The 25,601-nt window shown below is 60.1% G+C and carries 17 protein-coding genes; 4 read left to right on the plus strand and 13 right to left on the minus strand.

Going from position 1 to position 25,601, the window contains the following annotated elements:
- Positions 1 to 28 precede the first annotated feature (28 nt).
- Positions 29 to 583 carry a dTDP-4-dehydrorhamnose 3,5-epimerase gene (gene rfbC / locus AC1DX3_RS23470; protein ID WP_476991786.1) on the minus strand — a complete coding sequence of 185 codons (555 nt, stop codon included), beginning with the start codon at positions 581 to 583 and terminating at the stop codon, positions 29 to 31.
- Positions 584 to 692: 109 nt separating this feature from the next.
- Here rfbC and AC1DX3_RS23475 point away from each other — a divergent pair, with 109 nt between their 5' ends.
- The gene (locus tag AC1DX3_RS23475) at positions 693 to 2,279 is read left to right on the plus strand and encodes a phospholipid carrier-dependent glycosyltransferase (protein WP_476991787.1); all 1,587 of its coding nucleotides are present in this window, start codon (positions 693 to 695) and stop codon (positions 2,277 to 2,279) included.
- Here the strand turns inward: AC1DX3_RS23475 and AC1DX3_RS23480 are convergent.
- The gene (locus AC1DX3_RS23480) at positions 2,276 to 2,998 is read right to left on the minus strand and encodes a metallophosphoesterase family protein (protein WP_476991788.1); all 723 of its coding nucleotides are present in this window, start codon (positions 2,996 to 2,998) and stop codon (positions 2,276 to 2,278) included. The genes AC1DX3_RS23475 and AC1DX3_RS23480 overlap by 4 nt on opposite strands.
- A 155-nt stretch (positions 2,999 to 3,153) precedes the next feature.
- Positions 3,154 to 4,098, minus strand: a complete 945-nt coding sequence (locus tag AC1DX3_RS23485) for a dioxygenase family protein (RefSeq protein ID WP_476991789.1) — start codon at positions 4,096 to 4,098, stop codon at positions 3,154 to 3,156.
- Between the two features lie 724 nt (positions 4,099 to 4,822).
- Between AC1DX3_RS23485 and AC1DX3_RS23490 the strand changes: the two genes are divergently transcribed.
- Positions 4,823 to 5,209, plus strand: a complete 387-nt coding sequence (locus AC1DX3_RS23490; protein WP_476991790.1) for a hypothetical protein — start codon at positions 4,823 to 4,825, stop codon at positions 5,207 to 5,209.
- 49 nt (positions 5,210 to 5,258) lie between these two features.
- On the opposite strand, the gene AC1DX3_RS23495 is transcribed toward AC1DX3_RS23490, so the two are convergent.
- The 9 genes from AC1DX3_RS23495 to AC1DX3_RS23535 form a co-directional block, all read right to left on the minus strand.
- Positions 5,259 to 8,243: a tetratricopeptide repeat protein gene (locus AC1DX3_RS23495; RefSeq protein WP_476991791.1), complete on the minus strand. Its 2,985-nt coding sequence runs from the start codon at positions 8,241 to 8,243 to the stop codon at positions 5,259 to 5,261.
- A 375-nt stretch (positions 8,244 to 8,618) separates the two neighbouring features.
- On the minus strand, positions 8,619 to 9,611 hold the full coding sequence (gene virB11 / locus AC1DX3_RS23500; RefSeq protein ID WP_476991792.1) for a P-type DNA transfer ATPase VirB11: 993 nt from the start codon (positions 9,609 to 9,611) through the stop codon (positions 8,619 to 8,621).
- Between the two features lies 1 nt (position 9,612).
- On the minus strand, positions 9,613 to 10,701 hold the full coding sequence (virB10, locus tag AC1DX3_RS23505; RefSeq protein WP_476991793.1) for a type IV secretion system protein VirB10: 1,089 nt from the start codon (positions 10,699 to 10,701) through the stop codon (positions 9,613 to 9,615).
- Between the two features lie 16 nt (positions 10,702 to 10,717).
- Positions 10,718 to 11,515 carry a TrbG/VirB9 family P-type conjugative transfer protein gene (locus tag AC1DX3_RS23510; RefSeq protein WP_476991794.1) on the minus strand — a complete coding sequence of 266 codons (798 nt, stop codon included), beginning with the start codon at positions 11,513 to 11,515 and terminating at the stop codon, positions 10,718 to 10,720.
- Positions 11,512 to 12,795, minus strand: a complete 1,284-nt coding sequence (locus AC1DX3_RS23515) for a TrbL/VirB6 family protein (RefSeq protein ID WP_476991795.1) — start codon at positions 12,793 to 12,795, stop codon at positions 11,512 to 11,514. Before AC1DX3_RS23515 ends, AC1DX3_RS23510 begins: the two co-directional genes overlap by 4 nt.
- Positions 12,795 to 15,230: a VirB4 family type IV secretion/conjugal transfer ATPase gene (locus AC1DX3_RS23520; RefSeq protein WP_476991796.1), complete on the minus strand. Its 2,436-nt coding sequence runs from the start codon at positions 15,228 to 15,230 to the stop codon at positions 12,795 to 12,797. The genes AC1DX3_RS23515 and AC1DX3_RS23520 overlap by 1 nt, the downstream gene beginning before the upstream one ends.
- 13 nt (positions 15,231 to 15,243) lie before the next feature.
- Complete coding sequence (locus tag AC1DX3_RS23525; protein ID WP_476991797.1) at positions 15,244 to 15,528, minus strand: VirB3 family type IV secretion system protein; 285 nt, start codon at positions 15,526 to 15,528, stop codon at positions 15,244 to 15,246.
- Positions 15,529 to 15,531: 3 nt separating this feature from the next.
- A complete protein-coding gene (locus AC1DX3_RS23530) occupies positions 15,532 to 15,843 on the minus strand; it encodes a TrbC/VirB2 family protein (protein WP_476991798.1) in 312 nt (103 codons plus the stop codon).
- Positions 15,844 to 16,164: 321 nt separating this feature from the next.
- On the minus strand, positions 16,165 to 16,389 hold the full coding sequence (locus AC1DX3_RS23535; protein ID WP_476991799.1) for a hypothetical protein: 225 nt from the start codon (positions 16,387 to 16,389) through the stop codon (positions 16,165 to 16,167).
- 202 nt (positions 16,390 to 16,591) lie between these two features.
- On the opposite strand from AC1DX3_RS23535, the gene AC1DX3_RS23540 reads away from it, so the two are divergent.
- Both AC1DX3_RS23540 and AC1DX3_RS23545 read left to right on the plus strand, forming a co-directional pair.
- A complete protein-coding gene (locus AC1DX3_RS23540; RefSeq protein WP_476991800.1) occupies positions 16,592 to 18,397 on the plus strand; it encodes a long-chain-acyl-CoA synthetase in 1,806 nt (601 codons plus the stop codon).
- A gap of 89 nt (positions 18,398 to 18,486) precedes the next feature.
- Entirely contained in the window at positions 18,487 to 21,573 is a 3,087-nt protein-coding gene (locus tag AC1DX3_RS23545) for a VIT domain-containing protein (protein WP_476991801.1), read from the plus strand.
- Between the two features lie 64 nt (positions 21,574 to 21,637).
- On the opposite strand, the gene AC1DX3_RS23550 is transcribed toward AC1DX3_RS23545, so the two are convergent.
- Entirely contained in the window at positions 21,638 to 25,468 is a 3,831-nt protein-coding gene (locus AC1DX3_RS23550) for a beta strand repeat-containing protein (protein ID WP_476991802.1), read from the minus strand.
- Positions 25,469 to 25,601 lie beyond the last annotated feature (133 nt).

A 25,601-nucleotide genomic window follows, 5' to 3' on the forward strand; every position in this document is an offset into this window, starting at 1 on the left:
ATTCAATCGGATTCCCGTCACCCGGCCTTTATTTTGGCGAGACTTTCAGCTCCGCCAATGACGGTTGACGACGGTCCTTGTCCGACAACACCGCCTTGGCCAGGTCGATCGGCCAGTCGATAGCGATGTCCGGATCGTCGAATGCGACGCCGAAATCGTGGTCACGCGAATAGGGATTGGTCGTCTTGTAATAGACCTCGCAATCAGGCGTCAGGGTGCAGAAACCATGGGCGAAGCCATCCGGCACCCATAATTGCTGGACGTTCTCGGCCGACAGTTCGGCGCCGACCCATTGACCGAAGGTCGGAGAGCCAGGGCGAATATCGACGGCGACATCGAAGATGGTGCCCTTCAGGCAACGCACCAACTTGCCCTGGCCGAACGGCGCCGACTGGTAATGCAGGCCGCGGATCGTACCGACCTCGGCCGACAGGGACTGATTATCCTGGACGAAGGTGACATCAGCGATATGTTCGCGGAACCAGCCGTCCTTGAAAGCCTCCATGAACCAACCGCGGGCGTCACCCAGACGCTTTGGGGTAATCAGTGCCGGGCCGGAAATGGAAAAGGTTTCGAATTGCACAGGTCATGCCTCCGTTGAATGTCGCAAACTAGGGTGTAACGACGGGAGCATCAAGCGCGTTCAAGCCTATAGGCAGGGCGAAATTATTAGGGCATAAGACCCTGAAGTCATGACACGTGCGAGCCCTCCGTTGCCAAAAGCGCCCACCGCCCTCACTACGCCCCGACAAAAGATCACCGATTTCCTGAACATGTTGTGGAACGCCGACGACAAGACCCTGCGTTGGGTCCTGGGCGCCCTGATCGTCGTGCTGGCGATTTTCAATTTTGCTCGCGATCTCAACAATCCCAACCACGCCTTTTGGGACGAGTCCTATTACCTGACCTCGGCCGAGCGCTATGTCGAGGGCAAAGCGCAATACGCCTCACACCCGCCGCTCGGTTTCATGTTCATGGACCTCGGCATCAAGGCGACCGGCGCCAATAAAAACATCGACACCCATTTTCTCGGCGACATCAAGAAGCTCGATTCCCGCGTGGTCCCCAAGGGCTACGACTTTACCGGCATCCGCCTGCCCGCCGCTATCTTCTCGGTCATCAGCGCCCTGCTCTTCTATCTGATCATGCTGCGCATCAGCGGCGAGAGTTTCGAGGCCTTCGTCTTCTCGCTGCTATACGTGTTCGAAAATGCCTACCTGGTCCATTTTCGCGCAGCGCATCTCGATCCGTATCAATTTACCTTCACCCTGGGTTCGATTCTCGTCTGGCTCTATACCTTTGCCCGGGAACCGAAACGCCCGATCCTGACCTATGCCTTGTTCGGTGTGCTGTGCGGTCTCAGCTTCATGGTCAAGGTCAATTCCCTGGTGATGCTGGCTCTGGGGGGCTTAAGCCTGATCCGCATGCTGTGGCTGGATCGATCGGAGAGTACGGTGGTCAAGGTGCTGGCCCGCGGATCGGCGATCGCGGTCAGTTTCACCGCCATGGTGGCCCTGGTCTTCACCCTGCACGTCGTCCTCAATCCCAACTCTCCCGATCCGAAGACCGAGGCCGGCCGCAAGGACCTGTTCTATATGGGTCAGGTCTATAAGGACTATCTCAACCACAAGCGGCCGTTGTCGCCGTCCGTCGTTTGGGACGCAACGACCGGCTACTACAAGTATATGAAGCATGATTTCGTCGGCGAGATCAAAAGCGAGCCCAACGGTTCGCAGCCCGTTCTATGGCCGCTGATGTCGCGCGCCATCAATTATCGCTGGGATTTCGACGGCAAGCGTACCGCCTATACCCAGATGGTCGGCAATCCGTTCAACTGGGGCCTGGCCATTGCCGGCATCCTTGCCGCCTGCGTCCTGGTGGCGCGGCGCCGGGTGTTCAAGCCGGAAGACGCCGATTCTCTCGATCACGACCGGCTGGAAGCCGTGCTGGCCATGTACATGATCTTCTGGTGGTTCCACGTCTATCTCGGAACCCAGCGCGTCATGTACATCTACCACTATTTCATCGGCCTCAGTTTGAGCTTTATGCTGGTCGCCTTGTCGTTCAAGATCATCGCACGGCGCGTCAAGTTCATCGACAAGCACCGCTTCTCGATCCTGTGCGGCTTAAGTTTGCTGATCGCCGGCACCTATCTCTTCTATGCGCCGCTAACCTATCATCAATATCTGAGCAGATCGGAGTGCGAGTTGCGCAATATTCCGGTGAAACTGGTGGTCTGTCAGCCCGTGCCGAAGAAACCGGCCAAACCGGTGCTTTAAGAGGCTTTGACCTGAATAAAGCTGCGCTCTTCGCCACGTAACCGGACGGCTGTCAGGACGCCGCTGAAATAGATTCCCGTGTCGATGCCGATGCGCCAGCGATCATTCGTCGGCGTCTTTTCCGGCGTGTGACCATGGACGACGACGTAATCGCAGGCTTTTTCAGCGCGCAAAAAACGGCCGCGGATCGACATGAAGGTGTCGCCGTCCTGCTCGTCCAAAGGCAGGTCGGGATCGACGCCGGCGTGAACGAAGAGGTAGTCGTCGGCCTGGAACGAGGTCGGCAGGCCGGCCAGCAGGGCGAGATGATCCGGATCTATTGCCCTTTTGAGCGCATTGGCGACGTCCTGCCAGACCTCAAAGCCTTGCGTCAGGAACGGCGCGGTCACATCATAGTCCGCCAGGGTCGTGCCGCCGCCCCAGTTGCGCCAGGTCTCGCCGAACTCGGGGTCATCGAGAAAGCGCAGCAGGGCCGCCTCGTGATTGCCTTTGAGGGCCACGACGTCGCACCACGGCGCATGAAGCAATCGCGCGACCCGCCGGATCACCTCGGGTGACGACGGGCCGCGATCGATATAGTCGCCCAGCAGCACCAGGCGGGGCCGTTCGCCCAACAGTTCGGCATCGATGCGAACGCGGTCGATCATGCGTTCGAACAGGTCGTCATAGCCATGGATATCACCGATGGCATAGGTCAGTTGGGCGATTCGGGAGGTCATGCCCCCAATATGGGAAGTTTATCCCACCGGTCAAAGAATGACCGGTGGGATAAACGCTTTTTTCAGCTCAATCGCCGCATGGCTCCTCGCAACGGCTCGGGCGGGCGTTCGCCCGCTACCCAGCGGTCTATGAGAAATCTCATAGACTGCTGGCATTACAGCGCCATGCCAAGCTGTATGCTACCGGTATAACCCGCCGACATGCTGCCCGTCGGCAAAATCGTCGAGGCCGCCAATTGCGCCGACGTGTCGTCGCTGAAAACATTGTCGGTGGCGAAGGTGATGGCGGAGAGATTGGTGACGCTCGAGCTATAGCCGGTCGCCGAGGCATAAAAGGTCGTGCAGAAATCGCGGTCGATGGCAAATTGCGTCGTCTTGATCTTGTTGGTGTAGCTGGTCGCCACGCTGAGGCTGGGATAGACCTCGATATGGATGTGCGGCATGCGGCCGGAGTAACAGGCCGGAACGATGGTGGTAAAGGTCACCTGGCCGTTGGCATCGGTCACCTGGACGCCGCGCAGATAGTTTTCGGTGGTGATCGAATAGAGCGAGTAATTACCGTCGCGATTGCAGTGCCACAGATAGATGGCGTAGCCGGACAAGGGCGTGCAGCCGAGATTGATGTTGACCAGGGTGATGGTCAGGGTCAGTTGGACACCGGCAGCCGTGCCGGAATAGCTGCCGATGCTGGTGCGGATATCGCTGCGCACGACGCCCGACAGGTTGAGCACATTGACGACCGAACCGGACGCCGAGTTCGAGCCGTCGCCGGGATAGGGCCCCGCCGTCTCTTCGGGCAAGGCCGTGGTGTTGCAGGTACCGGCTGACGAAGACGACGAAGAAGAGGAAGATGAGGAGGACGAACTGCTTGAGCTCGAAGACGACGAACTCGAGCTCGACGAAGAGGTTGACGATGACGACACCGACACACTGGTGCCGGACGATCCGCCGCCGCAGGCCGCCAGCGCCGATGCCGACAGGGCCGCTCCGCCCATGAAGAGCACGGCCTTGCGGCGTGAAGGGCTGGCGACCGAGGCGATCAGGTCTTCGAGGCTGCCCTCGTCCTTGTGCAACGGTTCCTGTGAGTGTTGGTCTTGCATGAGATATCCCCGGATATGCGACTGTTGAAGAGAGCAGCGATACGGAGGGAATGAGGCGAAATTTCCGTCAGTTTTGTTTCAATACCGTCGGTATGTGTCAACCGCGACATGTAATCGGTTTCGATGCGGAAAAGGCTAGCCGGGCGAGCAAATTTTATGCGGCGAAGCGCAGTCAGGCCTCAAGCCATGGGACCCGGAGTGTGAAAAATCGGAGCACAACTTTGTTCATGGCCGGCCGTCTCTGAAAGGACTGCTGGCGAGATTCGGAGTGGTTTTGGCCCTATTCGACGAAAACCCGCACTCCGAATAGCAAGCAACTGGCCAAAAACGGCCTTATAATACCGCATCAATCGACTGCAGGCATCTTGCAGGATAGAGCCTGTATCGGCATTATAATGCCGCTCACAACCAGCCGCCTTTTCATTCAGAGCGCCGGTTTTCCTCGAATAAGGCCAAAAATCTCGCCACAGCCATCCATATCGATGCGTAACGTCACGGACGGCTGTAGTACCTATGATCCAGATGACACGGCGGATATCGCAGGGACGCGGGTGGTGGCCGTAGCTGTCATCGGCTTTCGGCAGATGGATATCGAAGAGCTCAGAACTCTGTCTGATCTTGATCTTGTCTTAGCTAGCAATTTTCCATCTCTGATGGTATGATCAGGTAGTTTCAACGTACCACTAGCTTCACGTTGATTTCTTTCAACTCAGGAAATTAAAGCATGAGTATCGAACTCTTGTCGGCTGCGGTGCTTACTGTCGTAGGCCCCTACCTCGTTGAGGCAGGAAAAGGCGCCGCCAGTAAAATCGGAGAAGCCAGCGTTGAAATCGCCGGCAAATTGATGGCACATCTCCAGAAAAATCTTACCGGTCGCGCCAAGGAGTCACTCGATATGCTGGCGACGGAACCCGATAATCCGAAGCGTATTGCTGCCTTTCAGACCGACCTCGAAGACGTATTGAAGGCGCAGCCGGCCCTTGAACAGCAATTGCGGGAGATTTTTCCCCCGAGCGTTCTTGACGCCACGATGATGAACCAGACTGTCAGCGGAGCGGGAGCGAAGGCTGTGCAAATAAAGGGATATGGCAACAGCACGACGATAACCTGACGGCCGGTTGAGACATTTTCGGAGAGCCAAACCGGCGACAACCTTGACGCTATTCGCCCTCAAGTTTTTTGAGGCATGACACAATAGGTTCCAAAAGGTTTGCATCCACTTCAACTCCGGCAGCCTCCGAACGTTGGATGTAGCCCCCCAAATAGGCCGTCATCCGTTGCGCGAATGCCGCCGGTTGAGCCAGGAAATACGGCGAAAGCGTAGCGACGGCCTCACGATCCTGGCTAACCGCCTCGGCGGTGTGACCATTGGCTTGAAGTATATTGGCAAGCACGGACAATGAATTTGCCAGATCGGGAATGACGGCATCGGGTCGCATCGCCGCTAGGCGGCGAAAAAGGTCGACGGCCTCTCGGACCGTCTCAAGCCCCTCTTCTTTCTGGCCGACTTCGGTAAGGAAGATGGCGAGGTTGCCGAGCGACATAGCCAAATCGGCGGTGTAGGCATCGGGCCTTGCCGCCGCCAGAGCGCGACGAAGCACAACGGCCTCCCGGACCGCTTCAAGCCCCTCTTCTCTCTGGCCGACCCGTTTAAGAAAATTGGCGAGGTTGTTGAGAGACATAGCCAAATTGGGGGTAAAGACATCGGGCCGCGTTGCTGAGAGGGTGCGAAAAAGGTCAACGGCCTCCCGGGCCGCCTTTAGCCCCGCCTCTATTTTGCCGGCAGTGGCCAGACGATTGGCGAGATTGTTAAGCGACAGCGCTAGATCGGGAGTGAAGGCATCGGGCCTGTCTACGATTAGAGTGCGATAAATATCGACAGCCTCAGAGGCCGCAGTGAGCGCTTCATCTTTTCGACCGACATCACTTAACTTAACAGCGAGATTTGTGAGTAAATGCGCCAGATATGGCGTGAAGGCTTCCGGTTGTTCGGCCGCCAGAGCGCGATGAAGCGGAACAGCTTCCCAGGCGGCGTTTAGGGCATCTTCTCTGCGGCCGACACTGCTTAAACGATTGGCGTAATTATTGAGCGACTTGGCCATATCTGGGGTGAACGCATCGGGCCGGGCCGCCGCTAAAGTGCGATAAAGTCTGAGAGCTTCCCCTCCCGCTTCAAGCGCTTCCTCCCTCCTTCCGATATCACTCAGGCACCGGGAGAAATTGCCGAGCGAACCCGCCAGGTCTGGGGTGAAGGCTTCAGGCCGGACCGCCACCAGAGAGCGATGAAGATCGACGGCTTCCCGAGCCGCTTTAAGAGCATCCTCACTTCGGCCGACACCGCTCAGACGATTGGCGAGATTAGTGAGCGAATTTGCCAGACTGGGGGTGAAGGCTTCGGGCTTAGCCATCGCCAGATCGCGATAAAGGTTGACAGCCCTTAGGGCCGTTTCAAACGCCTCTTCTCTCTTGCCAATAGCGCTTAGACGATTGGCGAGATTGCTAAGTGACATGGCTAGATCAGGGGTGAAGGCATCAGGCTGATCTACCGCAATAACGCTATAAAGATCGACGGCTTCCCTAGCGGTTTCAAGTGCCTCTTCTATTAGACCGAAATCGCTCAAACGATTCGAGAGATTGTTGAGCGCCACCGCCAACGGGGCTTTACGGTTATGGTCGTCGTGACCGGATGCTTTAATAATTGCGACAATCCGTTGACTTACTTTCAAGGCAAGCTCACGCAAAGCCAAGCTCCGCTTCGGTAAAAGGCGTTCGATGCTAACTAGCTGGTCAAAATCGCCTGTATCCTGAACGACCGCCCGGAGCCATCTCACACTGATATGATCGGCGCTCCCCTCGGCCAAATCCTGAGACGCGCGGATCAGGGTATCAATAACGCGGGGCTGATCTTCGGCGAGGGCGCGCTTGACGACAGCAATACGGTTCGATTCAGATTTTGTTTTGGGGCCTGTAATTTCCTTCACGGCGAAGACTTCGCCGATCAAGTCCGGACGGAGGGCGTCGAGGCGGCCGTCCAGAGTTTCCGAAAGACACTCACATAATACGCCGGCAATGGATTGAGCCGTTTGAGATCCTTTGAATTCCGTCGGTGCCATTTCATGACGGATAAGGTCTTCGACTTCTCCCAACGGACAACCGCCCCGTAAGGTTATGTAGGCCACCAGATGGGCCAGAAACTCTCCATTGTCCGTAAAGGTCCGGCTTTGTGCCAGGCGCTCGATACGCTTGCGTTCAATTATAGCCATTGCTTCGGCCAGATCAGGCTTGCCAAGGGCTAGCGCGGTTGGAGCCCCATGTTGAACAGCGTATACGCCGGCCATTAGAAGATAGAGCGGCTCATTTTCAATGCGATCGCTAGCCAAAAGTTTATCAAAAGTGGAATCCACTCCAATTATCGGTAAGGCTTTTACCGACTTTGCCAGGAGTGGCGCGGCCTTCGCCATAGTGGATTCGAGAAGAGTCCGTCTGTCCACTATGGACCCAAGCGACGGCAGAGCTTGCGGTAGTTCATTATCAAGAAGATCAGCGGCACAGGCATGGTCTCGGCTGTCGCGTCGGGTCAAGCTTTCCCACCACCCCGATTGAGGGTCAGCCTGACGCTCCAGTAGCAAAATACGCAATTTTCCATCGGACGCCGTGTGGCGGCTGGACGCCAGGTCGGCAAACCAGGGCTTGATAATATCCAGCGATGTGGCGGCATAATCGATGACCAATAAAACGTCGGCCGGCAAGCACCAGTTGGTGAGGTTTTGCGTCAGGTGGAATCGTTTTAGTTCGTCACTGGAAACGAAGGCCGCCGTCCAACCATCGCGGTCAGCCGCTTCGCAGGCTTCGATCGCGAGGCGGGTCTTACCCGAGCCGGCGCGGCCGGTGATGCAACGCACGGCGACATGACGGTCGCTATTACGCCAATTTGCCAGGTTGGAAAGCTCATCCTGGCGCCCGACAAGATCGATGGCGCGAATATCGGCGCGTAGAAGTTCCAGAATTGTCTTCGGATGATCGCGTGATAAATGCAGGCGATTGAGGACCAGACGCGCGCCACCCGCGATAATTTCAACGCGGTTGTCATTGCCTTCGATCTGGACGGCTATGGCGCCATTACCGGAGACTGTTTGTGTTGTCATGTTTCACCCCGTGGGTGAAGCATACATCAGCTTCGTCGCCAAACACAAGATTTCACACAACTAAACCGAGATTTTCGCGAGGGCGCCGGGCGATGTGGAAGACGACCTATCCCCCTTCCGGCGAGACAAGCTCACCACCTTCCCCGCAAGCTGGGCAGGAGAAATGATTCCACTATGTCAGCAATTTCCTCGAGCGAACATTGAGCCAAAGCAATGCGATCTAGGCATTATAATACCACCAACAATCCACGTGTTTTCATTCGGAGCGCCGATTTTGCGGTAAATTGAGCCCGAACTACTCCGAATCGCGCCAGCAGCCATCCGTGTCGCCGCAAAGCGGCGATCCGTGCCTCATCCGTGGCAAAAATTCTTGTCTTACTTGGCCACCGGCAAGGCGATGTCGCTGATGATGCGCTCGCCGCCCGAGCGCGTCAGTTGCACCACCACGTCGATCAGGGACGAGGCGTAGCTCAAGGTTTCGGAGCGTGTCAGTTGCGTGCCCGATTGCATGACCATCAGGGCGATCTGCTCCAGGGCGCCACCCGGCGTATTGGCATGAACCGTGGTGAAAGAGCCCGGGTGGCCGGTATTGATGGCACGCAGGAAGGTTGTCGCCTCTTCACCGCGGATTTCGCCGACGATAATGCGGTCGGGCCGCAAGCGCAGGGACGCCTGCAGCAGATCGTTGATCGTGACCTTGGCCTCGCCAAGCTCGCCCTTGACCGCCAGCAGGCCCAGCGAATTGGCATGGGCACAGGCAATTTCCGGCGTGTCCTCGACCATGATAATGCGTTCGTGCRGCGGGATGGTCTTCAGCAGCGCGTTGAGGAATGTCGTCTTGCCCGACGATGTGCCGCCGGAAATCAGCACCGTCTTGCGTGCCGCCACAGCCTCTTTCAGAAAGGCGATCGGATGTTTGCGGGCATAGACCAGGTCGTCGCGCCGGCCGTGACCGGCAAGATCCGGGATCGGACCGCGGTCATAGGCGTCGAGCGACAGGTCGACCATGCGGTGGCGGCGGATCGCCAGAGCCCAATGTTTGGCTGCCGGCGGTCCGACCAGTTGCACGCGTTCTCCGCTCGGCAGGCTGGCCGCCAGGAGCGGGCTTTCGCGGTTGATGCCCTGGTGGGCGACGCGGGCGATCTGGGCCGCCAGACGCGCCAGCAGGATGTCGTCAACCTCGGGCATCTCCAGACGCTGCATGTGTGGTTGGCCTGAGGCCTCGATCCACACTTCACCGGGCCGGTTGACCAAGATTTCCGTCACCTCGTCGCGTTCGAGAAACGGCAGGAAGGGTTTGAGATAGGTGCGCAGATAGACGCCGTCGAGGGCGACGACACCAGTGTCGGTTTCCGCCAAAGCTGCCACGCTATTGCCCCAGGTTGAAGTCGAGGTCGCGCGCCGCGAACACCTGGATAGAAGCGCCTTGCGGCACCTTGATGGTCGGCGGAATCTTGATGTCGTTCGACAAGGCGTCACCAATCACACCCTGGGCATCGCTGGAGGTGCCGATGACGATGGTGGAAGAATTCTTGCTGCTGAAGGCCGCCGAGAGGCCGTTGACGACGGACAGCAGCATGGCCGAACCAAAGCGCTTGGCAAAGTGACTGTCGACCTTGCCCGACATGCCGGCCTGGCCGAGATCGTCGGTCGCCGGTGAGGCCAGATTGATCGACAGGCCATCGGGCCGGATCAGCCGGTTCCAGATGATGAAGGCGCGCGTCTCACCGCTGGTCAGGCCGCTCTTGTACTGGCCGACCAACCGGCTGCCGCGCGGAATCAGCACGGCCGTGCCGTCGAAGCTGCGGATATCTCGCGACACGATGGCGCGGGTATAGCCCGGCAGGTCGGAATTGATTGCGGTTTCCAACACGGCCGGGATGACCGCGCCCTGGGGCACGACCTTGGACGGATCGCCGATCTTGGTGGCCTTTTGCGATACGTCGGTGTTCTGACTGGCCAGGAACTGGTCGTTGGCGTTGAGCGCTTTCGGCGCCGCCGCGGCCTGGGCGCCGGAATTGGGCGCCGCGGCAGTGGCGGCCTCGGGCGTACTGTTGTCGATGATCAGGGCCGGGGCGCGGGCGGCGTTGGGATCTGTCACGGCGGCCGGTGGCGGCACGGGCTGGGTCACCGGTTGCGGCGTCACGAAAGCTGGCGGCGCCTCGGGTTGCGGATTGAGGCTTGGGTCAATCGGCGGCAGGACCGACTGCGGCGCCGGCTGCTGGACCGTCGGCGGTTGTTGCGGTTGTGGACGCGGTTTCGGTGTGCCCGACATACTGATCCAGACGACGGCGCCAAGACCGCACGCTCCTAGAATAATAGCGGCCAGACCGAGGCTGTCTCCCATGCTTGAGGCACGCGCGACCTGGGGCATGGCGCGAACGGACGCCGCTTCCAGTTCATCGGGCTCAAGTTTCAGACGCGGGTCGTTCCCCGCCGGTAAGGGGGCTCTGGTCATTGTTTTACCAATCCCATCATTTTACCACTCCCTGGGATCTGTCGCGCAGCTTGGGCGACAAGGCGTCCAAACCCTGAACGACATAGGAATCGTTATAAAGCACCGCTTTCTCATCGCCTCGGCGCAGCACGAAGGCACGCGCCACCTGTTCGACGACGAAATAGTCGCCGCGCGAGGCATAGTTGACGATGCTTTCGGTATTGTCGGCATTCAACGCGTACACGGCCGGGGTGGAAATGCCGGCCGGCCATTTGAAATAGGTCGAGACGCCGTCATCGAAGGCGCGCACGGGCACCAGGGCGACATCGCCGCTATAGGTGTAGGCGGTGTTGCGCTTTTCCGGCAAGGGCAGGAAAGCGTTGGGGTCGATCGGTTGCGATGGCGCCGTCACCGTGCCCGAGGGCGCATCGGGGGGATAGGCGAAACGCAGGGTATAGACGACCCGCCCCTTGGCGCAGTCGCTCGGCGACGCATTGTGGAGCTCGAAATTATAGCTGTGTTTGTTGGTTACCACGCTCATATTGGAAAAGGCATGCGCTACGAGCGGCTTGACGAACAACAGGTCGGACTTCTTGTTGGGCGTGACCTGCCATTGGCTGGAATCGCCCAGTCCGACATTCTGCACCACTTCGCCGGGACCGAAGGCGATCATGGTCTGGAAATTGATGCAACCATCGAGGCGGATGATGCCGTCGGGATTGTACGGCAGGGTCAGCAGGCGCATGTCGCTATCGTCGCCCTGGGCCAAGGCTTGGATCGGGGCGGAGAAAGGAGCCAGCAGGATAAGAGCTGTCAGGATCAGGCGTTTCATCATGTCATATCCGGCTTTACAGGCCCCAAATTTCCCGAAGGCGTCTGGGGTGTCGTTTGGGCGCCGGCGCCGGGCGTCGCCAGCGGCGAGGTTCGCCCGCGAAATCTCTGTCCCAGGCCCTGGACGCGACTGAAGCGATCGCCCGAGGTCGTCCGCGCCTGGGGATCGTAAAGGCCCAAAACCTCTGTACGCGTCCCGCCCCCGCCATTGCCGCCACCTCCACCGCCGGAATCACGGGTCACCGCGGTCACCAGCGGCTCGGTGCGTTGATAGGTGTCGGTCGCCGACGAATTGCCGGTGACGGTAAATACCGTCGAAGGTATGGACGGGGTCGTATAGATCGGATTGGCTGCCGAGCCCATGCCGCCGGTTCCCGGCTTCTCGCGTAAGGCCGCCTGCCAGTCGCGAACAAGGGACGCCGCCACCCACATCAGGGTGAACAGGAACGCGCAATAGATCAGCGAGCCCATGAACAGGATGACCATGGGCTGGACGGCCTTCACCGCGCCGGCGGGATCGTCGCCGATCGCCTGTATCAGCGGGGCGAACAGCATCAGGGCCGCCGTCCCGCCGAGAACGGTCAGCAGTGGCGCGAGCGCAAAGATCAGGGTCGTGCGCAGCCAGCCGTTGAACAGGCCGCGGGTCTGCGGAAACAGGGCCATGACGATGAAGATCGGCCCGAGGATCAACAACAGATACAGCACCATGCGCGTCAGGATGAGGACGCCGAGCGTCGACACCAGCAGGAACAGGCCCGACAGCCAGAACAGGGTCACCGGCATGGAATGGGGCAAGGGCATGGGCTGCGGCCCCGAACTGGTCGCCACCGTACTGTTGCTGCCGGTATCCAGCATGCGGGCGATATCGGCGAAGCGGACGAACAGACCGTCGAGCTGCTGGGCGAAGTTCATCACCGCGCTGCCTTTTTCACCGAGCAAGGCGGCGGCGATCTGGTCCGGGCCGTTCATCATCAGGCCGTAGAAAATGGCGTGATAGGCCGGCCACACAGACACAAAGGTCAGGACCAGGATCATGGTCATGATCCGCGGCGACATCATGGTGACGGTCAGTCGTGTCCGCCCGGTCATGAAACCGTAGGCGAGCAGCGCGACATAGATGATCAGCATGGCGGTCAGGGCATAGCCGAACGCGCCGCCCGGTCCGAACAGACGATTATAGCCGGTCTCGACCGCCGCATTGATGTGGCAATCCATGGCGTAGAGCGAGCCCGAGACGCTGGTTTCGCCGACAAGGGTGATCGAGGGACAATAACCGGCCTGCATCAGAGCGCCCTCCCCTTTTTCTTCGGCGCAGCGATGGCGTCGGGGAAAGGTGTGCCGATCAGGTGCGGCCACCAGGCGGCGACATCGTCGCCATGTTGCAGGCGCAGATCGTCGAGTTGCCGCACGGTGGATTCACGGCCCGACAACAGGGTCAGGACATCGGGCATGGACGACAGGTCGAGCCGCGCCACGACGCTGTGATTGCCGTGCTTGACCAGGAAGGCGTGCGACGCATTAGGCAGGGCGCGGATCAGGTCGAGTTCGTGGGCGGTCAGGCCGAAGCCGTCGCAATAGTCTTCCGGCTGCGCGCGCGGATTGGGCATGAAGATCTGCGTCGCCGACTGCTCGATGATGGCGGACGATATACGGCTGTCGAGAGCATCGCGCGCCGACTGGGTGCCGAAGCCCAGTATGGCGTTGCGCTTTCTCAGCGTCTTCATCCAGTTGCGGATGGCGGCGGCGAAGACCTCGTCGTCAAGCGCCTTCCAGCCCTCGTCGATAATGATGATGGTCGGCGTGCCGTCGAGACGTTCCTCGACGCGCTGGAACAGGTACATCATGCACGGTGTGCGCAGAACCGGCTCGTTGAGCAACAGGGTCATGTCGAAGCCGAGCGTACGCCGCTCCATATCGAGCTCGTCGTCGGCATTGTCGAACAGCCAGGCATGTTCGCCGTCATTGCACCACGGCGACAGGCGCGCCGCCAGATCGCCATGCATGGGACGACGTACGCCGGCCAGCAGTTCGCGGAAATAACGCAGGCGGCGATATTGCGGTTCCTGGTCGAAATTGGCTTCGACCGCCTCGGTGATAATGGCCTCTTCTTCCGAGTTCAACGGCAGGTCCGGCCGTGTCAGCAACTGCATGACCAGGGCGCGCAGGAAGGCGCGATTGCCCGGATTGTCGGCCAGTTGCAGCGGATTAAAACCGGTCGGCTCGCCCGGCCGCAAGGTGGCGTAGTGGCCGTCGATGGCACGGATGAAGATTTCAGCGCCGCGGTCCTTGTCGAACAGGATGGTGCGTGGCTTGAATTTCTGTGCCTGGGCGGCGAGGAAGTTAAGCACCACCGTCTTGCCCGAGCCCGACGGCCCGATGACGGTGAAATTGCCGAGGTCGGCCTTGTGGAAGTTGAAATAGTAGGGCGTGCCGGACGAGGTCTCGAAGACGCTCACCGCCTGGCCCCAGTGATTGCCCTCGGGCTGACCGATCGGGAAACCATGTAGGGAGGCGAACGACGCATAGGCGCCGGTCGAGATCAGCGCCTTGCGCGCGATATAGGCTTCGTTGCCGGGGAATTGCGACCAGAAGGCCGGCTCCAAATTGACGTCTTCGCGCACGGCTATGGCGCCGAGATCGGCCAGGGCCGCCAGGGACTGCGCCGTGCAACCGTCCAGTTGTTCCAGCGATTTTGCCCGCACCAACAGGCTCATATGGTGTTCGCCCAGGCCCATGGCGCCGGTCGCCAGATCGTCCTTGGCCGACATCAGGCCCTGGCGCAGCGACATGGCCTCTTCGTCGGCGGCGCGCATGCGGCGCAGCGCCAGATTGATGCGCTCCAAGCCGATCTGGCGGTCGACGAAGCCGAAGCTTTCGGTCAGGGTCATCTCGAACGGCAGGCGCAATATGGCGTCGCACATGCCGGGCGTCGCCTGGGGCGGATAGTCCTTCAGCGACAGGATGGCCGAGAAGTCCTTGCCGTCGCCGAGGCTTGACTGCTCGATGGCTTCCAGGCCGAAACTGACGCGGCGATAGGGCAGATATTGGCCGAGATCGCTGGTCGGACGCAGCACGGGCCGCATCTCGCCATTATAGATCGCCGACAGCAATTCGAGGGGCTCGGAACAGCGGCCGTTGATCGTGTCGTAGCCACCCAGCAGACGCGGGCCGTAGGCCTGCAGCGCCGCCATCAGGGCTTCGGAGGCCGCCATCAGTTCGCGATGGTCGCGCGCCTCGGTCGCGGCTTCGGCGTTTTCGCCCATGCCCTTGCCGAAGAGATCAGCAATGCGTTCCGCGACCCCGACCTTGCCCTTGGGGCTGCGGCGGACGATGGTCAGGAACAGGTCGTTGACGAACAATTGGCGCGAGGCCAGCTTGTTCTGCCACTTCTGCTGGATCAGGTTGCATACCGGATCGTCGTAGGTCGCCTGCAAACCGACACTGACGCGGCGGCGAATGATGTGGTGATAAACGACGAAACGCGACGAGCCGATGGCGCGCAAGGCGGCCGACCGAACGATCTGACGGTGATTGACCTCGTCGGTGTCTGCCGTCTCGAAGGCGAAGCCCTCGAGATAGATCGACTGCATCAGGCTGCCGTCGCGCAGCTGGATCGTGCGCTCGTCGAGCAGGCGGTCATAGGGCAGCCGGTCGCCGACCCGCTGTTCTTTCTGGAACCAGCTGGCGAAACCACTCAAACCTTTGGGGCCGTCGGCCATATGTCGTTACGCTCTACGGATGATAGGAATTACAGCGCCAGAAACGCCAGTTCTTGATGCGGGGGCAGCGCGACACCTTGGTCAGCCACAGGTCGAAGACGCGCGGCTCTCTCAGGCAGGCCAGGTAGCCGACGACGTGGACGATCGCGGCGACGGCAAACGCCCAGAAGGAGCGCGTGATCAGGAAGGCCTCGGTCGTCACCACCGCATTGATGATGAAATAGCTATAGGTAACGCCCGCGAACATCTGCGGCTGCGTCAGGGCTTTGAAAACAGGCGACTTGATCAGATCGGCCATGATTCAATGAGCGACCGCCTGAATGCCGCCGACGATGGTCGCGGCGCCGAACAGGATGAAGCAACCCAGAATGACCGTGGCGCCGAACTTCCAGTTCATGCGGCCGGTCAGCATCATGAAGCCGACGGCGGCGACCGCGATGACGGCGACCGTCGTTGCGACCTTGCCCATCAGCGTGCCCTGGATCCAGTCCAGCGCGTTCGAAATCGGCGACGAGCCCTGAGGGTCGGCCACCTGCGCACTGACGTTCGACGCCCAGGTCACGAGCATCGCCGCCAGCGATCCTGCCAGAGATCTCAATGCTAGTTTTTTCATATCCACCTCACATTACCTAAATGACCCGCGTTATGCGGGCATTCGTCAAAGTTCACAGGGCCATTGCTCCGCAACGGAATCACTTCCGCCACTGTTGCCCAAGCTCGCAGCATTATCAAGGATATGTCCGCCCTCGCGCCCGCTCGATACCAGTCTCTGGTCCAGTACGTGGCTGAACGGCAAGCCGATGACCGTACTACCGATATTTCGCCACATCGGTCGATACGTCTAAGCCGGAATGGCGGCGCCACCAAGGCCCGAGCATGTATATTTCGTCATCAACACGAAAAGTTCAAAACCTTTCCGCGGCAAAAATCGCCCTCAGGCGCCGGCGAAGGTCACCGTTACGCCTTTTTTCTTGAAATAGGACTGCATCAGCTTGCGGCCCTGGCGGTTGTTCTGCGCCAGGCGGCCGGGCTCGACGACCAGTTCCTTCAGGCCCTCGGCAGCCAATGCCGCCTTGGCGGCCTTGATACGCTCATCGAGCTCGACATTGTCGTTGGCGAGCGAGGTGTAGATGTCTTCGAGGGCTTCTGCGACGGTCAAGGCAAGGCTCCATAATGTATGACCGTGCTTATACGGCTTCGGCTGTCCTGATCAAGTGGCTTGCCGGAAGATGGCCACTTTCCGCTACGCCTGGGTGAGGCAAGTCCTTAAAAAAACACACGTTCACGGCAATTTCACGCTTTGTCTGTAATGATTCGGCTGTAGCCTGTGCGGCGAATGCCCAACCTCCCCGGAAGCCCGTATGCGTCTCTTCAATAATATCAAACGTGATTTTGTTTTCATGAAGCGTTTGATGCGCATCCTGCGGCGCATCCACAATGTCAGCCCGGATTCACCCAATCTGGTCTGCGACGATTTCGAAAAGGTCGCCGATCAGTTCCCGCGCAATACGGCGGTCGTCTTCGAAGGCAAGTCCCTCACCTATCAGCAGCTCGACGTCCTGGCCAACCGCTACGCCCACTGGGGGCGGCAACGCGGCCTGAAGCCCGGCGACACGGTGGCGCTGTTCATGCCGAACCGGCTCGACTATCTCGCTATCTGGATCGGCCTCAACAAGATCGGCGTCATCACCGCCCTGATCAACAATTCGCTGACGGGTTCGGGTCTGGCCCACTGCATCAATATCTCGATGGCCAGCCTGACCCTGGTCGACAATTCGACCATGGCGGCTTTCCAGGAAATCGAGAAGCAGGTCGAACGCTTCCAGGCCCTGTGGGTGCTCGATCTCGACCGCACCAAGGAAAGCGAGAACTGCCGCAGCCTCGACGCCGCGCTCAAGGGCGTGAGCACGGTGCGTCCGGACGCCGCTATCCGCGCCGGCATGACGGCCAACGCCGTGGCGCTCTACATCTACACCTCGGGCACGACCGGCCTGCCCAAGGCCGCCAAGATTTCCAACGCCCGCGCGCAAATGTACATGATGGCCTTTGCCGGCCTGACCCATATGAAGCCGGAGGACAAGCTCTATTGCGTCCTGCCGCTGTACCACGCCACGGCCGGATTGTGCGCCGTTGGCGCCGCCTTGATGAACGGCGCCTCGATCGTGTTGAAGCGCAAATTCTCAGCCAGCCAGTTCTGGAGCGATGTGCGCAGCAACGGCATCACCCATATCGTCTATATCGGTGAGCTGTGCCGTTACCTGGTCAATTCGCCGCCGTCACCCAATCCTGAAGACGAGACCAAGCACAAGGTCCGCATGGCCTTCGGCAACGGCATGCGGCCGGAGGTGTGGGACCATTTCAAGCAGCGCTTCAACATCCCGACCATTGTCGAATTTTACGGCTCGACCGAAGGCAATGTATCCCTGTTCAATCTCGACGGCCATTCCGGCGCCATCGCCCGGGTGCCGAAGATCCTGCGCGGCCGCTTCAATGTTCGTCTTGTTCGCTTCGATATCGAAAGCGAAATGCCCGAGCGCCGCCCGGATGGGCTGTGCTACGAATGCAAGCCCGGCGAGATCGGCGAGGCCATCGGCCAGATCGCCGGCGACGCCCGCCACGCCTATTCCGGCTATGTCGACAAGAGTGCGTCGCAGAAGAAGATCCTGACCGACGTTTTCAAAAAGGGTGACGCCTGGTTCCGGACCGGCGACCTGATGAAACAGGACAAGGCCGGCTATCTCTATTTCGTCGACCGCATCGGCGATACCTTCCGTTGGAAGGGCGAGAACGTCTCGACCTCGGAGGTCGCCGAATACGCGGCTTCCGCGCCCGGCGTCGAAGAGGCCATCATCTATGGTGTGCCGGTGCCCAATCACGACGGCAAGGCCGGCATGGCGTCGCTGATCACGCGAGAGGGCTTCGACCTCACGACTTTCAAGAACCATGTCGACAGCCTGCTGCCCAACTGGTCGCGTCCGCGTTTCGTGCGCATCCTGCACGATGTCGAAACGACGGGCACGTTCAAGTACAAGAAGATGGACCTGATCAAGGCGGGTTACGATCCGTCCGCGACCAAGGATCCGATCTATATCCTGTGCAACGACCAATATGTGCCGATGACCAAGGATATGCTGGCCGAGATCAAGGACGGCAGCCTGCGCATGTAGTCAAAGGCCGCCCCTCGCAAAGAAGGGTTGCAATTGCTCCCACCTCAGGCAAGTTAACCCCACAAGAAGCAATAAATCGGGGGGTTACAATGCGCGCTCTGTCAGGTATTTCCATCGCGACCTTGATCCTGGCGCTGAGCGCCGCACAGCCGTTGGCGGCGCGGGCCGATACGGCGCTGAATGCGGACCTGCAATTGCTGGCGCACGATTTGGGTGAAGATCGCGCCGAGGTCGCCGATGTCGCGCTGAAAATCGCGTCGCTGGACGTCAAGGTCGATATCATAGGCCACCAGGCCCAGACCACCCTGATCATCACTTTCGCCAACCCTTCGGACGGCGACCTGGAGGGTGATTTCAGCCTCGACTTGCCGGCGGGCGCCACGGTCACCGGCTATGGGCTCGACATCAAGGATGTCCTGACCGACGGCGTGCTGCAGCCGCGGCTACAGGCCACCGAAGCCTATGAAGAAAGCCTGCGTCACGGAGTCGACCCCGGCCTGGCCACGGTGGATGCCGGCAACCGTTTCACGACCCACATCTTTCCGATTCCTGCCGAGGGCGGCCGCACGGTCAAGATCGTCTATGTGACGCCCTTGGCGGCGGACGGGCACTTCGAGGTGCCGCTGGGGACGTCTGGCGCCGTCGACGATTTCCATCTCGAGGTCACAGCCCATGACATGGTCGGGCCGCTCAAAATCAGCCTGCCTGGCACCCTGGACAAGAACACTGCCGGGGAAATCCTCAAAGACAAGAATACCTACCATTTCGCCGCGGGTGCCAAGGATCGTATCCTGTCGGGCAACCTAGTCCTGAGCGGCCTGACGCCGGCAAATCCGGTCAGCCTGTCGCGCCACGGCAATGGCGAGACGTTTTTCGAGATGGTGGTGCCTGCCGAACCGGCCGGCGCATTCAAGGCCAAGAGCGTGCGGTTATACTGGGACGCCTCGCGGTCGCGCCGCGACCAGGATACCCAGGGCGAGGCGCAATTGATCGCCGACTATGTCGCGAAGACAACGCCGAGGTCGCTCGATCTGGTCGTCTTCGCCGATAGCGCGCCGCGTGTCGTCCATATCGACGCGCCGACGGCGGCGGCCGTGCTCGAAGCTCTGGGCAGGATCACCTATGGCGGCGCCACGCGTTTCGAAAGCCTGGAAAAGGTCCTGCCCGGCCGGGCCGATGTCTGCATCGTGGTCTCCGATGGCGGTGCCGATATCGGCAGTTTTGCCGCCAATCGCTGGCCGTGCCGGGTGATGACGTTGTCGTCTGCCAAGTCCGCGCGGCGCGACATCCTCGGGCAACTGGCGGGGCGCAATGATGGCGTCTATGTCGACTTGGGTGATTTGGGCCACGACAAGGCCTTGACGCAATTGCTGGTCCGGGCGCCGAAGCTCTGGGACATAATTGACGATGACGGCGCCTCGCTCGACTATATGGTTACGCCAATGGGCGACGATCTCTACCGCGTCATCGGCCCGTGGTCGCCGTCCTCCGGTATCGATCTCGACTACAATGGCCAGGACCAGGCCTATGTGACGCGCGGGCTGACGGCCGCCGACAATGATGGCGCGGGAACAATGTGGGGCCATGCCCTGATCGACCGGTTGACCGCCACCGATGCGCCCGACAACGACAAGGTGCTGGAGCTGGCGCGGCATTATCACGTGGCGACTCCCGACATCAGCTTCCTCGTCCTCGAAAACGGCACCGCCTATGCCCGTGCCGGGGTCGAACCGCCCAAGACGGCGTCGCACGACATATGGGACGACTATACGGCGGCACGCGACCGGATGGCCGAAACCGCCAGGACCGCCAAGGATGAGCGATTGAGCGATGTCGAGGCGCTGTGGACGGAAGAAAAGGCGTGGTGGAATGGGCCGGCGGTCAGCCTGAAAGATGCGACAAAGATGTACAAACGGCGCGCCCGAGCCGGCGATATCGAGGACGATCGCGGGGGTGGGGAAGTCGGTGCGCCGCCGCCAGCGCCTGCCATGGCGCCGCCGCCGGTCGTACAGCCCCGTGCCACACCCCCTTCGGCCATTGAGCCGGTTGACGCGGAACCAATGGCGGGAATCATCGCCGGCAACGATATTGGTGCTCTGCCCGATTCTAACGGCGAGATCGGTTCGGACGAAAATCAGATGGTGGTCGTGACAGGCGTGCGTCGCGCGCCGCTCGGCCCACTGGGTGAAGCCAGGATTGATGTCCAGACGGCCGAATGGAACCCGGACCGGCCGTATCTCAGAGCCTTAATCGATATCAAAGGCGGTGACCAGGCCGGCCTCGACACGGTCTTAGCTGTCCAGGAAAAGCAATATGGCGACACACCGGGCTTCTACTTCGACGTCGCGGAATGGATGTACCGCAATGGTTTTGCTGCCGGCGCCGCTGGCATGGCACGCAATGCGCTCGACCTGCCAGGCAGCGATATCGACAGTCAGATCATCCTCGCCGACCGGTTATTGCGCTACGGCGCTTATGACGATGCCATCTCCATTGATGAGCATGTTGTCCGCCTGACACCGGAAAAGCCGCAGGCGACACGCAACTTGGCCCTGGCCCTGGTGACCGCGACCGACGCCCGGCTGGCGGCAGGCACGGTCAGCAAGAGCGCGGCCGTGGTGACCTACCGCCGCGCCTTGAGCCTACTCAGCGAGGTCGTGTTGAAACCGTGGAGCGGCGATTATGACGGTATCGAGGTTATTGCCCTGATGGAGGCCAATCACCTGGTCGCCCGGCTGAAGAGCCTGGGCGAAGATGAGGACGACCTGACGGATATCTTGCCGGCCGAACTGACCGACCTGCTGGACGTCGATATCCGCATCACCCTGGAATGGAATACCGACAAGACCGACATGGACCTGTGGGTCGACGAACCGTCGGGCGAGCGCGCCATCTACAGCAATCCGAAGACCAGCTTGGGCGGGCGGTTGTCGAACGACATGACGCGCGGTTATGGCCCCGAGGAGTACCTGCTGCACTATGCCCCGGCAGGCACCTATGCCGTACTGGCCAATGTCTATGCGGCCGACGTCATCAACCGCAACGGCGCCACCAGCATTACCGTCCATCTCTACCGCGACTGGGGCCGAGCGACGGAAAAGGTCGAGACCTTTGTCATCGAGCTCAAGAAGGACGACAAGGGGGCGGTGAAGGTCGGATCGTTTGTAAGACAATAGGCACGGATCACAATCCGCCCAAGTGATCGCCCTTCAGAATAAGGCAATCACTTGGGCAAAGCCATCACCACACCATATGGGCTGTCACGTCGGCGGCGGTGGCTGCGGTCACGGTGATGACATTGCTGCCGCCGAGATTGATATGCACGTCGCCGCCGACCTGAACGATATAGGCTGTGTGCGCCGTGCCGTGGGTGTAGGCGTTGACATTGATGCTGTCGCTCTGGGCCGCGGAGAAGTCGGTAATGGTATCGGCGCCGCTTGCCGAGTTGAACAGGAAGATGTCGGCACCGCCATGGCCGGTCAAGGTATCGGCGCCACTGCCCCCGTCCAGCGTATTGGTGGCATTATTGCCGCTCAGCACGTTGGCCAGACTATTGCCGGTGGCGCTGGCAGCGGCCGAGCCGTTGATCGTCAGGTTCTCGGCGGCCCGCCCGGCCAGGGTGTAGGTCACCGAGGAGATGACGGTATCGGTGCCGGCATTGGCGGCTTCCGTCACCACGTCGCCGATATTGTCGACATAATAGCTGTCGTCGCCGGTTCCGCCGGCCATGGTGTCCGCGCCGCTGCCGCCGTCCAGGACGTTGTTGCCGCTGTTGCCCGTAAGCACATTGGCCAGGCTATTGCCGGTGCCATTGATATTGGCCGTGCCAGTCAGGGTCATGTTTTCGACCTGCTTACCCGACAGGCTGTAAGTGACAGAGGCGCGCACAAGGTCGGTACCTTGAGCAGTGCCTTCGACGATCATATCGCCGGTATTGTCGACGATATATGTGTCGTCACCTAGGCCGCCGGTCATGGTATCGGCACCGCCACCACCGTCCAGCGTATTGTTACCGGTATTGCCGTTGATCACATTGATCAGGGAATTCCCGGTAGCATTGATATTGGCGCTGCCCGTAAGATTGATGTTCTCAATCTGCTGACCGGCCAGGCTGAAGCTGACCGAAGCATTGACCGTGTCGGTGCCGGCCGCGGCCAGTTCGACGACGACATCGGCGATATTGTCGACCCAATAGGTGTCGTTGCCGGCCCCGCCCTTTAAGGTGTCGGCCCCGAGTCCGCCGTCCAGGGTATCGTTACCGTCATTGCCGTTGAGMGTGTTCGTGCCGCTGTTCCCGGTCATGACATTGTCAAGCGTGTTGCCGTTGCCGTTGAGATTGGCGGAGCCGGTCAGGACAAGGTTTTCGACATAGCTGCCCAACGTCCAACCGACCGAGCTGTTGACCGTGTCGGTGCCTGCATTGCTGAATTCGGTGACGATGTCGGTGGAAGAATCGACGAAATAGCTGTCGTTGCCGATCCCGCCCTTCAATGTATCGACCCCGCCCCCGCCGATGAGGATATCATTGCCGTCACCGGCGCTCAGCGTATTGTTGGCGCCGTTGCCGGTCAGGGTATTGTCGCCGGCATTACCGACGCCGGTGATATTGCCGGCACCGGTCAGGGTCAGGTTTTCAACATTGGCGGCCAGGGTGTAATTGACCGTGGCCATAACCGCGTCGGTCCCGGCTGCGGCCAACTCGACAATGATATCGCCGCTGTTGTCGACGATATAGTTGTCATTACCCACGCCGCCCTTCAAGGTGTCGGCGCCCGCCCCGCCATCCAGGGTATCGTTGCCGTCAAAGCCGTTGAGCGTATTGACGCCGCTATTACCCGTAATGACATTGTCGAGCGTATTGCCACCGCCATTGAGATTGGCGGCGCCGGTAAGGATGAGGTTTTCGAAATTGCTGCCCAGGGTCCAGCCGAGCGACGCCCTGACGGTGTCCGTGCCCTGACTGTCGAACTCGACAACGGAGTCGGTCGCGACATTGACGACATAGGTATCGTCGCCGAGACCGCCTTTCATCGTATCGACCTCCGTGCCGCCATCCAGGGTGTCGTTGCCGTCACCGCCCAGCAACAGGTCGTGTCCGGCGCCGCCGCTGAGGACGTTGTTACCACTGTTGCCGGTGAGGTTATTGTCCGAGCTGTTGCCCGTACCGTCGATATTGGCCGTACCGGTCAGGGTCAGGCTTTCAATATTGGCGCCCAACGTGAAGCTGACCGAGGCATAGACAAGATCATTGCCTGCCAAAGCGGCTTCGGTAACGGTATCGCCGACATTGTCGACATAATAGGTGTCCTCTCCGGTGCCGCCTGCCATGGTATCGGCACCGAGATAACCGTCAAGGATGTCGTTACCTACTTCACCGTTCAGAATGTCGTTGCCCGTCGTACCCGTGATGGTGTCATTGCCGGCGCCGGCATCGACGTGGAAGGTCGCTACATTGGTCGTCCAATGGGCGTCTACCGTTTCGTTGACATTACCGCCGCGGAAGGCTTCCGCCGCTTGGGTATTGGTCAAGTAGAAGATCGGATCGTAGATCAAGGCTGTCGTATCGATAGTGTCGAAGCCGCCGGTATCGTCCCACTGGAAAGTCTGGCCGTTCAGCTCGACGATCTTGTAAGTGTCGTTGCCGGCGCCGCCCGAGGCATAATCGCCCCCCCGCATAATCAGTGTGTCGTTGCCGTCGCCGCCGTTCAACGTGTCGGGCGAGACGCCGGGACCGCCGTCCAGGGTGTCGTCGCCGTCGAGGCCGTTGATGGTGGTGGCGAAATTGCCCGTGCCGGTCAGGGTATGACCGCCGGCCGCGCCGTCATTGATCGTCGTGGTCAGGAAGAAGGTTTTTTCATAGATACCGGTGCTGATCGGGACATTATTGGCGTCATATTGATCCGGGCCACGATAGGTGACGACAAAGCTGCCGGTGCTGAGGACGGCCACCGACGCAAATATCTGATTGCCGGTCAGGAAGCCGTTGACCAGGACCTCGCCGCCGACTTTGTTGCCCGATATGTCGTATTGCTGCAGGTAAACGCCGCGTCCAGCGGTGTCGACTGCGCCGCCCGACATGCTCCACGTCACGACATACCCGCCGTCGGCCAGCGCTGTGATCGAGGTATCTTCGGCCAGGCCGTTGGCGGTCGTATTGACCTGGGTCTCCACACCCACGGCCGTGCCGCTGGCGCTGTAACGTTGTGAGCAGATACGGTTATGACTGGCGACGTTATCAACCCAGGTGACGACAAAACCGCCGTCCGCCATGGCCGCTACGGACGCGTAATCCTGGTGTCCTGCCGTCGTTGTATTAACGCGCGTCTCGGTGCCGACCTTGGCGCCGGCGGTATCGTAACGCTGGAAGTAGATGTCGTAATCCGTGGCCACATTGCTCGCATTCAAAGGCGAGCTGTTATAGACGACGACCAGTCCACCGGGTGCCCCCAGGGCCGGCACCGCCACAAGGGCCGCTACAGCCGAACTGTCCTGAGAGCCGGTAGTGGTGGTCGAGATGTGGATTTCACCGCCGACCTTGGCGCCGGCTGAATTGAAACGCTGACCGTATTCGCCATAGGCGCTGCCGTCCTGGCCGTAACTGTCCCAGTTGACCAGGAAACCACCGTCGGGCAGGCCGGTAATGGTCGGGGTATCCTGTTCGTCGGCAACAGTCGTGTTGGCCAGGGTCTGGCTACCCACCTTCGCGCCCGATGCATCGTACATCTGGAAATAGATGCTGCCGCCACCATTGCCGCCGCCACCGCCGTCGAGGCCGTATCCGGTCCAGGCAATGACGTAACCGCCGCTGGCGAGATAGGTGACCTGGGGCAGAGTATGGCCGGTGCCTGTCAGATCATTGACGACGGTTTCCCCGCCAACCCGGACGCCATGATTGTCATAGCGCTGCATGTAGATCTGATTGATGCCGCCGGAGTCGGGCCCTTCCCAGACGATGACGTAGCCGCCTCCCAGCAAGCCGGTGACAGTCCGGCCGTGATAGTCGGGCGTCTGATTACCAGCGGTCGTCTGATTGACGAGGAAGTCACCGGTCGCCTTGTACGTGGATACCATGGTCGTCTCTCCTGCGGTTATATGTCTATTGGCGGGAAAAAGAAGTAATTCAGGTCACACACATCAGCAACCTGACCAGCAGCTTCCCGTTTCTCGTAAAAATCAAGCCAGGCCGGCGGTGACGAAGCGTCAC

This window comes from Asticcacaulis sp. P2_B1 (assembly GCF_056404915.1).